The following is a 12496-nucleotide window of genomic DNA, read 5'->3' on the forward strand; positions in this document are numbered from 1 at the left end:
TTTCTTTTCACTTGGAAACAGCAATTTCCTTGATGGGCTTTTAAAGCGGCTTCTATCTTCAAAGACGATGGCAGACGCCAGCAGTGCCGGATTCCCGGTAAATGGAAGTACATGCATGAACGACCATGCAGAAAGGATCCAAGGAGATTACCATGGCACAGCGCGACCAGAACCCCGGTAACTTTGCAAACGACCCGAAGAAGGCCTCTCGGGCCGGCCAGAAGGGTGGTCAGAACAGCAGCGGCAACTTCGCCAACGACCCGCAGAAGGCCTCTGAAGCCGGCCAGAAAGGCGGTCAGCGCAGCAGCGGCAACTTTGCCAACGATCGGCAGAAGGCCTCTCAGGCCGGTCAGAAAGGCGGACAGCAGAGTGGCGGCAACTTCGCCAATGACCGTCAGAAGGCCTCCGAAGCTGGTCGAAAGGGAGGCAAGAACAGCTGAATCCATGCCTTCATGATCGATCACCGGTCTTGAGCAGCCGAAGCTGCCGGGGAATGTTCTCCGGCAGTTTTCTCGCTCGTGTCGCCATGTCCTCGGCCATGGAGCCACTGGGAAAGGATACGTGCAGTGAGAGACCAAGCCCCTCGCTTCCCCCGGTTCTGAACTGTCCCCCAATAGTTGGCGTTTCATTCGGCCGGGGGGCTTTTTTGCGTTCAGCTCCTGCCGTGACATGAAAAACGCCGCCCGAGGATGGGGCGGCGTGGTGTGGACGGCGTGTACCTACATGTGATCGCGCGGAATCACCCTTTCCCAGTTCTTGGAGAAGACCCGGTACTCGTCCTCGTAGGCATCGAGCTGGGCATGGACGAAGAAATTACTCTCGTCGCAGCTCAATACGGTGCGCGTATAGACCTCCACGTTCCAGTCATCGCGCTTGAAGGTACGCTCGGTATAGGTCTCGCCGCGCGCCGAGGTGAAGTCGTCGTTGACGGTGGTATACCACTCGCGGGTGCTGCGCCTGATCTCGGTACCGATGTCCTCGATACGAAAGTGCCCCTGGTCGTTGATCACCTCGAGGGTCGATTCCTTGGTCGCCAGGTCGCGGTGCAACAGCCAGTTGTGCTCGCTGGCAGCGAAGGTATGGATGTCCAGAGGAGGCGCTTCCTGGGGCTCGTCGAACTCGGGCAGGCGTCCATCCTCTTCGCCCGGCGTTCGCTCAGGCAGTACCAGCACACTGCTGTCAGGGTAGATATCGACCTGGGCCGACTCCGGTGGCAGCCAGGCCAGCGGCCAATAGGAGGACGAGATCGACACGCGTAGCTGATGTCCCGCCGGGAAGTGCTGGGCGATACCGTTCATCGGGATTCGTACACGATAGCGCTGGTGCGGTACCAGCGGCTCGGGATCGGCGTCGCTGTCGCGGTGCGACAGGTTGAGCAGGCCATAGGTGACGCGAGTCGACTTGCCGTCCGGTGCCACGTCGGAGAGGCGCACCGCCAACATCGCCTGCGGCTTGTCGCAGGAGAGTTCGAGCTCCACCACCGGCATGCCGAAGATGTCGAGCGGCTCGGCGAGTTGATGACTGCTGAAGATCAGCGAACCGCCATCCTCCTCACGCTGGTCGCCCGGCAGGTCCGGCGTGGCGGCATAGGAGCACCACTTGCCTGCCGCCAGGCCGACGCTGAGCGGCGACTGCAGCGCCAGCACACTCTCCTGTCCTTCACGCTGATGCAGAGCGCCATGCCCCTCGCCCATGGCAATGGTATAGGGGGCCAAACCATAGCGCCTCGTGCTGATATTGTCGGATGGCCAGCTGGATTCACCGATCCAGCGCCCTGGACGCTCCTCATAGGAAGTATCGGGCGGCACACTGTCCTGCTCCCAGGCGCGCAGCATGGGTTCGTCCATGATGCCGGTGTCCTGGCCCTTGAGCCAGTGATCCCACCAGCGCAGGGCCTCTTGAAGAAAACCGATGGCCGGTCCTGGAAGTCCCTGATGGGGATACTTGTGCCCCCAAGGCCCGATCAAGCCTTTGCGCGGCACCTCCAGATGCTGCATCAGGCGCAGAACGGTATTGGTAAAGCCGTCGGCCCAGCCACCGATGGCATACACCGGACACTGGATCGCCGAGTAATACTCATTCACCGAACTGGTCGACCAATAAGGGCCGCGTCGCTGATGTTCCAGCCACGGCTCGAGCCACAGGCCGCTGTTCTCCATACGGTCGAACCACATGTCGCGCCAGCGGTTGCCGACGATCAGGGGATCCGGCGGCAGGGTGTTGAAGGCGAACATCACCGTGGCTTCCGACAGGTTGTCGCCGAGCAGGCAGCCGCCCATGTAGTGCATGTTGTCGGCATAGAGGTCATCGCTCGAGCAGATGCTGATGATCGCCTTCAGCGCCGGCGGCTGCTTGGCGGCCACCTGCAGGCTGTTGAAGCCGCCCCAGGAGATGCCCATCATGCCGACGTTGCCGTCGCACCAGGGATGCTCGGCGAGCCAGGCAATGGCGTCGACGCCATCCTCCTGCTCCTGCCGGGTGTACTCGTCGGTCACTACACCGTCGGAGTCACCGCTACCACGCATGTCGACACGGACGCAAACATAGCCATGGCCCGCCATGTAGGCGTGGTTGGTGGCGTCACGAGCCCGGGTGATGTCGCGCTTGCGGTAAGGGATGTACTCCATGATCGCCGGCATTGGGGCACTTTCGGCCCCCTCCGGCAGCCAGATCCTGGCTGCCAGCTGAGCCCCATCACGCATGGGAATGAAGACGTTCTCGATCACGCGAACCTTGTAGGGAAACGAATCTACGACACTCACGATTCCTCCTTGCGGGTTCATTCGGTGGGTTCGATCTCGAACTGGAGCGCCTCCAGGCATGCCCGGTAGCGCTCTTCGATCTGTTCATGGTCCTCACCCGCAACATAGAGGGTACCCAGGCGATAGCAAAAGTTGTCCTGGTGCAGCAGCTCTCCCAGCCGCGTACCAGGCGCCACATCGATTCGCACTTTGGTGCCGGGATAACGCTCGCACAGCGCCTCGATTTCCGCTTCGCTGGGTATCCGCCTGACAATGCCGTCCTTGTGCTCGTAGGGGATATAGCACTTGGCCGCCACGGCGGCCACGCCTTGCCGATTGACTAGTGAGGGCCGTTCACCAAGGGCGATATCGATGGCGACCTCATGGTTCGACATCCCGTCGACCATGATGAAGATCTCGCTATGGGACTGTGAGATCCGCGTATTGACCTCGATCAGCCACAGCTTGTCCTTCTTCTCGTCCCACATGAACTCGGCGTTGAAGCAGCCGTTGTCATAGCCGATATGCTCGAGGAATCGGCGCGATACATCGATCATTTCGTGATGAATGTGCTCGGGCAGGTTGCTGGGATACTCCAGACGATCATAGGGAATGTCCTTGTTGACCGAATTGGGCTGGGCGATGATGCCATGGACGTTGAATTCGCCACGATAGACCGTGCCTTCGGGTGCACCCTGCACACCCGCAACGATCTGTTCGGCAATGCATGAATTACCATCCATCTGCTGGATTTCAGGAGGCAGCTCGGCATGGCGCAGTGCCTCGTTGAAAGGGTCGCCCAGTTGACGAATGCCCTCGCGAATTTCCTTGATCGCTGCGTGGAATTGCTCCTCGTTCTCGATCTTGAACCCGAGATGGGAGGAGAACGCCTTGACTGGCTTGATCCAGAACGGATAGCCGAGGGTGACCTGGGACAGCGGATCGTCCGCAAAGGGGTCCACGCCACAAAACTCGGGCACGACTTCGGGAATGACTTTCTGTTGCTCCAGCCGGCTCCAGTACTTGTGCTCGCACTTGAGCACGCTCTCGACCGAGGCCGACGGGATGCCGTATTCCCGGCACAGGATCGGCACCATCACGCTGGTGGGAAAGTCCCACTGCGCCACGATGGCATCGATGGAGCCATCGAAGGCCTCGAGCTTGCGGCGCGCTTCATCCAATAACGCATTGAAAGAAAAACGCTCCGACTCCACGGCCGTCTTGACCGACAGCAGGCTGTGCACGTTGAACCCATCGGAGTGGCGCAAGGTTTCCAATTCCTGGCGCTGCTGTTCTTCCAGCGCTACGACAAAAATGTTCCGCTTCATCCGTCTATCTCCATGACAGTCCTTTTGGAGAGCCGCACTGAGAGGCTCTCTTCGCTTCCCTACATTCATCAAGATAAGTAGGCGCTGCCCAAGGTTCCATGAGGAAGACGATTCTTTACCCTTCCAAACCCCAGTGAAACAAATCGGCACGCAAAGCCTCATGACTCGGCGATGCATGGGCTTGGGAAATGATAAGACCGTTGCGCTGCGTTATGGGTTTGGTGCCTACGCCAAGCGGGACTAGTCTGAAAGACGAGGCCTTTGTGGCCTGGGATTCAGCGGCCAAGGATGGAGCCGATGGAGAAACTCGAGGAGTACCGCCGCAAGCGCGACTTCACGCGAACCAGGGAACCCGCCGGCAAGGCGCAAGGCAAGGCCGCGTCGGGAAATCTCTACGTGATGCACAAGCATGCGGCGAGCCACGATCATTTCGACCTGCGCCTGGAGCAGGATGGCGTACTCCGCAGTTGGGCCCTGCCCAAGGGGCCGAGCCTCGAGCCCGGCGAGAAGCGCCTGGCGGTCGAGGTGGAGGATCACCCGTTGGAGTATGGCGAGTTCGAGGGCGTGATCCCCGAAAAGTCCTATGGCGGGGGTACCGTCATGCTGTGGGACCGGGGCACCTGGCAGGTCAAGGGGCGGCCCAAGCAGGATCGCATCGACATCGAACTCGACGGCGAACGGCTCAAGGGCAACTGGACCCTGACCCGCATGAGCGGCAAGCGCCAGGACAAACACGGCCGCAACTGGCTGCTGATCAAGCGCCACGACGAGAAGCCACGCATGGATGATTCGCTCACGGTCGATCTCGACGCGAGCGTCGCCAGCGGTCGCAGAATGGATGAGATCGCCGAGGACCGAGACGCCACCTGGTCCTCGAAAAGCCGTGCCCTGCCCGATCCGTCAGACCTCGACGGTGCCCGGCGCGCGAAGCTGCCCCGCGAGGTAAAACCGCAGCTCGCCACCCTGGCCCGCGACGTGCCCAGCAAGGGCGACTGGATCCACGAGATCAAGCTCGATGGTTACCGCCTGCTCGCTCGCATCGAAAACGGTGACGTGCACCTCATTACCCGCAACGGCAAGGACTGGACCCAGCGCTTTGCCGAAATCGCCCGGGCGCTGGCACCGCTGCCGGTGGACTCGGCACTGCTCGACGGCGAGGTGGTGGCCATGGGCAACGACGGTGTCAGCCGCTTCGGCCAACTGCAGGAAGCGCTCTCCGACGGTCGTACGTCCGCCCTGGTCTACCAGGTCTTCGACCTGCCCTATCTCGAAGGACATGACCTCTCGGACGTGACGCTGCTCGAGCGCAAGCGCACCCTCGAAGTGCTGCTCGATGCCGCGGGAATGAAGGAAGGCACCATCCGCTACTCCGATCACATCGAGACCCAGGGCGAAGCCTTCCATGAACGCGCCTGCCAGATGGGGCTCGAGGGCATCATTTGCAAGCGCGCCGACAGCCGTTACCAGCAGAAGCGCAGCCGCGACTGGCTCAAGGTCAAGTGCGTCAGCCAAGAGGAGTTCGTGGTCGGCGGTTACACCGAGCCCAGTGGCTCGCGCAGCGGCTTCGGCTCGCTGCTGATGGGGGCCTACGGCAAGAACGGGCTGGTCTACGCCGGCCGCGTCGGCACCGGTTTCAGCAATCGTTTGCTGGAGCAATTGAGTGCCACACTCCAGGAACTCGAAGTGAAACGTTCGCCCTTCCACGGCAGCGTGCCGGACAGCCGTTCGGCCCACTGGGTGCGCCCCGAGCTGGTGATCGAAGTGGAGTTCACCGAGCGCACCCGCGACGGCCGCCTGCGCCACCCGGCCTTCCGCGGCCTGCGCGAGGATCGTAATCCGGAGGAGATCCGCATGACCCCGACCAAGGAGATGGCCGCCGAAGGCACCTCGGAAAAGGAGGCCAAGCCCGACAAGCCGACCACGCGCAAGCGCAAGGACGAGACCTCGCTGCTCGGCGTCCGTCTCACCCACCCCGACCGTGTGCTGTTTCCCGAGCAGGGCCTGACCAAGCTCGACCTGGCGCGCTTCTACGAGCAGATTCAGGAGTGGGTTCTGCCCCACCTGGCGCGGCGGCCGTTGTCGCTGGTGCGCTGCCCCCAGGGCCGCGACGACGAGTGCTTCTTCCAGAAACACCCACGCCGCGCCATCCCGGCCAGCGTGCCGCGCATCGACGTGCCCGAGAAGAAAGGCAGCGCCGAATACGTCTATGTCGAGACCGCCGCCGACCTGGTGGGCCTGGTCCAGGCCGGCGCGCTGGAGATCCATCCTTGGGGCAGCCGCATCGACCATCTCGAGCAGCCAGATAACTTGGTATTCGATCTCGACCCCGATGAGGGCATGGCCTGGAAGGAGATCCTGCGCGTTGCCGGCACCCTGCGCGAGCGAATCGAATCGCTGGGGCTCACGCCGTTCCTGCGCACCACCGGCGGCAAGGGGCTGCATCTGGTGGTGCCGCTCGAACCCAGCGCCGAGTGGGACCAGGCCAAGGCCTTCGCCAAGAGCCTCGCCGAAGCACATGCCCAGGACGACCCCCAGCGGCTGACCACCAACATGTCCAAGGCCAAGCGCGAGGGGCGCATCTTCATCGATTACCTGCGCAACGGTCGCGGTGCCACGGCGGTGGCCTCCTATACGGTGCGCGCTCGAGAGAACGCTCCGGTGGCGGTGCCGATCCGCTGGGATGAGCTCAACGCCGCGCTGCGCGCCGACCGCTACAACGTCGAGAACCTGCGCCGCCGGCTCACGGCCCTGCGCCAGGACCCCTGGGCGGACTTCACCGAGGCGGCACGCCCGCTGGATGCCGACCTGCTCAAGCGCGTCGGCGTGAAATAGGCAGCAAGGAGCGAGGGAGAGGACATGAGCGAAGCGCCCTGGTGGCTTGAATCCGGCCCCGAAACCTGCCAGTTCTGCCACCGAACCTTCTATTACGAGGCGGGCTATCACTGCATTTATTGCGACAGGCCGATCTGCCCGTCGTGCGTGGCGACACGCTTCGAGAGCCGCGAGACGGTCTGCCCCGAATGCCACGAGGAAGGGGAACCTCGAGAGGAGGAAGACTGATGGCAGCAAGAGCGATGTGGAAGGGCGTGATCCTCTTCGGCGAGGTCCAGGTTCCGGTCAAGCTCTACTCGGCGGTGCAGGACCGCAGCGTTCACTTCCGCCTGCTGCACGAGAAGGATCGCTCGCCTGTAAAACAGGCCATGGTCAACCCCGAGACCGATGAGGTCGTGCCCTACGCCGAAACCCGGCGCGCCTATCGCACCGACGAGAACAGCTTGGTGGTGTTCGACAAGGAGGAGCTCGAGGCGCTGGAGCCGGACTCGGGGCGCGACATCGAAGTGATTCGCTTCATGCCCCCACAGGTGATCGACCACCGCTGGTACGACCGCCCCTACTACCTCGGCCCCGACGGCAGCGAGTCGCTCTACTTCGCCCTGGCCGAGGCGCTGGGCAACAGCGGCAAGGAGGGACTGGCCCGCTGGGTCATGCGCAAGAAGAGCTACGTCGGTGCCCTGCGCCTGCACCGCGGCGCCCCCATGCTGATGTCGCTGCGCCACGAAGAGCAGGTGGTCCCGGTGGACGCCCTGGAGCCGCCGAAGGGCAAGGCGCTCGACGCCAAGGAGCTCGACATGGCACGCCAACTGATCGGCATGCTGGAAGCGGAGTTCGACCCCGAGGAGTATCACGACGAGTACCGCGAGCGGGTGCTCGAGCTGATCGAGGCCAAGCAGCGCGGCAAGAGCGTCAAGGTCACCCCCATTCGTCGCCGCAAGGCTTCCGACGACCTGTCCAAGGCGCTCGAGGCCAGCCTGAAGAAGGAGCGCAAGCGTGCCTAGCCAGAGCAAGCGCCAGAGCAAGCGCAAAGAGAAGGAGAAGGACAAGCGCAAGGGCCCATCGGCGAAGCGCGACGAGAAGAAGCGCTTTCACGCCAGCGGTCCGCGCCCGCTGTGGTCGGGCACCATCACCTTCGGGCTGGTCAGCCTGCCGGTCAACCTCTACCCGGCCAACCGGCCCAAGCCGGTGTCGCTGCGCATGGTAGACCGCCACGGCACGCCGCTGGCGCGGCGCTACTTCTGCGAGAAGGAGGAGCGCGTGCTCGACTACGACGAGCTGATTCGCGGCTACGAAGTCGCGAAGAACGAGTTCGTGGTGGTGGAGGATCGCGAACTCGAATCGCTCGCCCCGGAGAAATCCCAGGAGATCGACCTCAAGCGCTTCGTCGGGCTCGACGAGATCGACCCGATGTACTTTCAGCGCGCCTACTTCATGACCCCCGACAAGGGCGTAACCAAGGCCTACCGACTGCTGGCCGAAAGCATGGAAGCCTCCGAGCGCGCCGGCATCGCCACCTTCGTCATGCGCGGCAAGGAGTACCTGGTGGCGATCATCGCGGAGAAAGGCATCCTGCGCGCCGAGACGCTACGTTTCGCCGAGGAGATAAGGGCGCCCGAGGAGATCGACCTGCCCGAAGCTGCCAAACCCGACAAGGAGAAGGTCAAGGCCATGCAGCAGGCCATCGAGGCGTTGGTGGAGGACGACCTCGCGCGGGAGGCGCTTCAGGACCTGCAGAGCCAGCGCATCATGGCGCGCGCCGAGGAAAAACGCTCCCGCGGCGAGGACGTAATCGCGCTGGGAAAGGAGGACGAACCCGACGTCGAGCCGGAACAGGGCGGCGAGGTGATCGACCTGATGCAGGTACTCAAGCAGAGCCTGGCCGAAGGACGACCACCCGGGCAGAGCGAGCGCGAAGGAAGCAGCTCCAACGCCAGGAAAGGCAAGTCAGGCAAGCACGGCAAGACATCGGCCAAGCGCAGCCCGGGGAAGAAGCGCCCTGCCGCCAAGCACCGCCCTGCCGAACTGGACAGCCTCTCCCGCGACGAACTCTACGAACGCGCCCAGCAGCTCGACGTTCCCGGCCGCAGCCGCATGAGCAAGGCCGAGCTGGTCGAGGCGATTGCCAGCGCCGGCTGAGACGAAAACGCCGGCCCGAGGGCCGGCGAAGAGAGCCATGAACCGGGATGGTTAGCGTACGGCGCGGTTCTCGATCAGGTCATCCACCACGCTCGGATCGGCCAGGGTGCTGGTATCGCCCAGGCCATCGGTTTCGTTGGCGGCGATCTTGCGCAGGATGCGGCGCATGATCTTGCCCGAGCGGGTCTTGGGCAGGCCCGGCGCCCATTGGATGACATCCGGCGAGGCAATCGGCCCGATGTCCTTGCGCACCCACTGGGTCAGCTCCTTCTTGAGCTCGTCGCTCGGCTCGACGCCGTCGGTCAGGGTCACGTAGATGTAGATACCCTGCCCCTTGATGTCGTGGGGGAAGCCGACCACGGCGGCCTCGGCCACGGCCTCGTGGGCCACCAGCGAGGATTCGATCTCGGCGGTGCCCATGCGGTGGCCGGAGACGTTGAGCACGTCGTCGACGCGACCGGTGATCCAGTAGTAGCCGTCCTCGTCGCGACGGCAGCCATCCCCGGTGAAGTACACGCCCTTGTAGGTGGAGAAGTAGGTCTGCACGAAGCGATCGTGATCGCCCCAGATGGAGCGCGCCTGGCCGGGCCAGGAGTCGAGGATTACCAGGTTGCCGTCGACGGCACCCTTCAGCTCGTTGCCTTCGCTGTCGAGCAGTGCCGGTTGCACGCCGAAGAACGGCAGCGTGGCCGAGCCCGGCTTGAGGTCCATGGCGCCGGGCAGCGGCGCGATCATGATGCCGCCGGTTTCGGTCTGCCACCAGGTATCGACGATGGGACACTTCGAATTACCGATCACGCGGTGGTACCACTCCCACGCCTCGGGGTTGATCGGCTCGCCCACCGAGCCGAGCAGGCGCAGACTGTCGCGCTTGCTGGAGTCCATCACGCCGTCGCCATGGGCCATCAGGGCGCGGATCGCGGTCGGCGCTGTGTAGAGGATGCTGACGTTGTGCTTGTCGACGATTTCGCCCATGCGGCCATGGCTGGGGTAGCTCGGCACGCCCTCGAACATCAGCGTGGTGGCACCGTTGGCCAGCGGGCCGTAGACGATGTAGCTGTGGCCGGTGACCCAGCCCACGTCGGCGGTGCACCAGTACACCTCGCCATCCTGGTAGTCGAAGATGTACTGGTGGGTGAGGCTGGCATAGACCAGGTAGCCGCCGGTGGTATGCTTGAGCCCCTTGGGCGCCCCGGTGGAGCCTGAGGTGTAGAGGATGAACAGCGGATCCTCGGCGTTCATCTCCTCGGCCGGGCAATCGGTCGCCTGCTTGTCGACCAGGTCGTGATACCAGACGTCACGCCCTTCCTTCCACTCGATCTCGCCGCCGGTACGCTTGACCACCAGCACCGTCTCGCATACCTCGGTGCCCTTGCGGGTCAGGGCGGCGTCGACGTTGTCCTTGAGCGGTACGTGCTTGCCACCACGCACCGACTCGTCGGCAGTGATCACGAGTTTCGAATCGGCGCCGACGATGCGCTGGGCCAGGGCGTCGGGGGAGAAGCCGCCGAACACCACCGAGTGCACCGCGCCGATGCGGACACAGGCCAGCATGGCCACGGCCGCCTCGGGAATCATCGGCATGTAGAGGGTGACGACATCGCCCTTGCCGATGCCGAGCTCCTTGAGCGCGTTGGCCAGTTGGCAGGTCTTGGCGTGCAGCTCACGGTAAGTGACGTGCCTGGAATCCTTGGGGTCGTCGCCCTCCCAGACGATGGCGGTCTGGTCGCCACGCTTCTCCAAGTGGCGGTCGAGGCAGCTGACGCTGGCATTGAGGGTGCCGTCCTCGAACCAGCGAATGTCGACGTTATGCGGGTCAAAGGAAGTATTCTTGATCTTCGTCGGCGCCTTGAACCAGTCGATACGCTTGGCCTGCTCCGCCCAGAATCCCTCGGGGTCGTCGACGGACTGCTGGTACATGGCCTGATACTTCTCGCGATCGATCCAGGCGTTGGCGGCAAAGTCGTCGCGTACCGGATGGATTTTGTGCTGTTCGGTCATTGGCTAGCCTCTTCCAGGAGATGCACCCTCACGGTGGATGTTACCGGCAGCCTTGTTGTGAGTCGCGCCGGCTTCAGATTCGCCCATCAGCATATACCCTCGGCGCAGGCCTTCCTCTTAGACATTGGTATCAGGATTTTCTCTTTAGTAATCAGTTATTTGTAGCATGTTTTTCATGCTCTACAAACGACTGATAGACCAAGGTCTCAGCGCAGGAGAGGCAGCGGTAACGACGCCCCTTGCGAGCCAGCGAGTGGCGCCGCGCGGTGAAGAAGTGCGCCTGGCAACCACAATGGTAGCGGTAAGGCGTCGGGCTCGCCCGGCGGGTATCGAAGGAGTGCGTCACGCTGGCCTCGAGACCGAACAGGCGCTCCATCACGGTGCGCCACTCGCGCCCATGCGGCCTCGCCTGGCGTCCGTCGCTCAGGTGACGCACCAGCCAATGGGCCATCTCATGGGGCACGACCTCGACCAGGAAGGCGTGACGATTCTCGCGGTAGAGCACCGGGTTGAAACGCAGCCCGCCCCGGCCGTAGTGGGCCTGGCCGGCACACTTGCCGCGCAGGTCGCACCAGACCTTGGGCCGCGGCAGCTCGGGGTGGTAGTGGCGGCACAGCTGCCAGGCGGCCTCCACCCGTTCCAGCAGGGCCCGGTGAAGTGCCGCGTCGTCAAGGCTTGCCAGCCACTCGGGGCAAGGATCGGGAAGCGCGGGTTGTCTCATGGGTGCTAAAATGACGTCCCGCCACGGCGGTGTCCAGCCTTACGAGGCCACACCGCCTTCACCATGCCATGCGAGAGACCCATGTCCGACACGCCCCTGCCCCAGCCCCTGCTCGAGGACGAGGAGCTCGAGCGACTCGATGAGTTCCTCGACTCCGAAAGCGTCGACCCCGACGCCCTGGACCTGATCTCGGCCCACGGCTTCCTCGTTGCCCTGGCCGTGGCACCGCGCGAAGTCGATGCCGTTACCTGGGTGGCCGAGCTGTTCCACGGCGAGCCGACCTTTGCCGACGCCAGCGAGCGCAGCGAGATCCTGGGATTACTGGAGAAACTGCGCGGCAACGCCATCCAGACCCTGGAGCAGGGTGGCTTGCCGGAATTGCCCTTCGAGCTGACCCTGGACGGCACGGCCCCGGAGGAGACGCCTATTGGCGACTGGTGCGCCGGTTTCATGGAAGGAGTATTCCTCGACGAGGCCGCCTGGTTCGAGCAGGACGAGGAGACCGTCGCCACCCTGCTGCTGCCGTTCATGGCGCTTTCCGGGCTGTTCGACGACGAGCCGGACATGGCCGAGATGGCGACGGACACCGCGCGCCTGGAGTCGCTGGTCGGCCAGTTACCGGACCTGGTGCTGGACCTCTACCTGCACTACCGTGTTCCGCCCGAGACGCCCAAGCCCATGCCGCGCAAGAAGAAGCCCGCACAACACAAGAAGAACAAGCGCTGAAGGCCAAG

Annotated in this window: 10 protein-coding genes; 6 read left to right on the plus strand and 4 right to left on the minus strand. The window is 63.5% G+C overall.

Translation table 11 applies throughout. From position 1 onward, the window contains the following. Positions 1 to 152: 152 nt before the first annotated feature. Positions 153 to 440 carry a general stress protein gene (locus ACUY1T_RS15500; RefSeq protein WP_446024286.1) on the plus strand — a complete coding sequence of 96 codons (288 nt, stop codon included), beginning with the start codon at positions 153 to 155 and terminating at the stop codon, positions 438 to 440. Between the two features lie 279 nt (positions 441 to 719). On the opposite strand, the gene ACUY1T_RS15505 is transcribed toward ACUY1T_RS15500, so the two are convergent. Beyond that, positions 720 to 2762, minus strand: coding sequence for a CocE/NonD family hydrolase (locus tag ACUY1T_RS15505; protein WP_446024288.1), 2043 nt, complete (start codon positions 2760 to 2762; stop codon positions 720 to 722). Between the two features lie 17 nt (positions 2763 to 2779). Further along, complete coding sequence (locus ACUY1T_RS15510; RefSeq protein WP_446024289.1) at positions 2780 to 4069, minus strand: ATP-grasp domain-containing protein; 1290 nt, start codon at positions 4067 to 4069, stop codon at positions 2780 to 2782. Between the two features lie 297 nt (positions 4070 to 4366). On the opposite strand from ACUY1T_RS15510, the gene ligD reads away from it, so the two are divergent. From ligD to ku (ACUY1T_RS15530), 4 genes are read left to right on the plus strand one after another with little or no spacing between them, the layout of a single operon-like run. Further along, the gene (ligD, locus tag ACUY1T_RS15515) at positions 4367 to 6901 is read left to right on the plus strand and encodes a DNA ligase D (RefSeq protein WP_446024291.1); all 2535 of its coding nucleotides are present in this window, start codon (positions 4367 to 4369) and stop codon (positions 6899 to 6901) included. Positions 6902 to 6925: 24 nt separating this feature from the next. Next, positions 6926 to 7129 carry a hypothetical protein gene (locus tag ACUY1T_RS15520; protein WP_446024293.1) on the plus strand — a complete coding sequence of 68 codons (204 nt, stop codon included), beginning with the start codon at positions 6926 to 6928 and terminating at the stop codon, positions 7127 to 7129. Then, positions 7129 to 7905: a non-homologous end joining protein Ku gene (ku, locus tag ACUY1T_RS15525; RefSeq protein WP_446024295.1), complete on the plus strand. Its 777-nt coding sequence runs from the start codon at positions 7129 to 7131 to the stop codon at positions 7903 to 7905. The genes ACUY1T_RS15520 and ku (ACUY1T_RS15525) overlap by 1 nt, the downstream gene beginning before the upstream one ends. Beyond that, entirely contained in the window at positions 7898 to 9040 is a 1143-nt protein-coding gene (ku, locus tag ACUY1T_RS15530; protein WP_446024297.1) for a non-homologous end joining protein Ku, read from the plus strand. The genes ku (ACUY1T_RS15525) and ku (ACUY1T_RS15530) overlap by 8 nt, the downstream gene beginning before the upstream one ends. Positions 9041 to 9091: 51 nt before the next feature. Here ku (ACUY1T_RS15530) and acs read toward each other — a convergent pair whose 3' ends face one another. Together acs and ACUY1T_RS15540 are read right to left on the minus strand one after the other, a co-directional pair. Next, entirely contained in the window at positions 9092 to 11041 is a 1950-nt protein-coding gene (gene acs, locus ACUY1T_RS15535) for an acetate--CoA ligase (protein WP_446024299.1), read from the minus strand. 151 nt (positions 11042 to 11192) lie between these two features. Continuing rightward, on the minus strand, positions 11193 to 11762 hold the full coding sequence (locus tag ACUY1T_RS15540) for a SprT family zinc-dependent metalloprotease (RefSeq protein WP_446024301.1): 570 nt from the start codon (positions 11760 to 11762) through the stop codon (positions 11193 to 11195). Between the two features lie 81 nt (positions 11763 to 11843). Here ACUY1T_RS15540 and ACUY1T_RS15545 point away from each other — a divergent pair, with 81 nt between their 5' ends. Next, positions 11844 to 12488, plus strand: coding sequence for a YecA/YgfB family protein (locus ACUY1T_RS15545; protein ID WP_446024302.1), 645 nt, complete (start codon positions 11844 to 11846; stop codon positions 12486 to 12488). Positions 12489 to 12496 lie beyond the last annotated feature (8 nt).

The organism is Billgrantia sp. Q4P2, assembly GCF_052806135.1.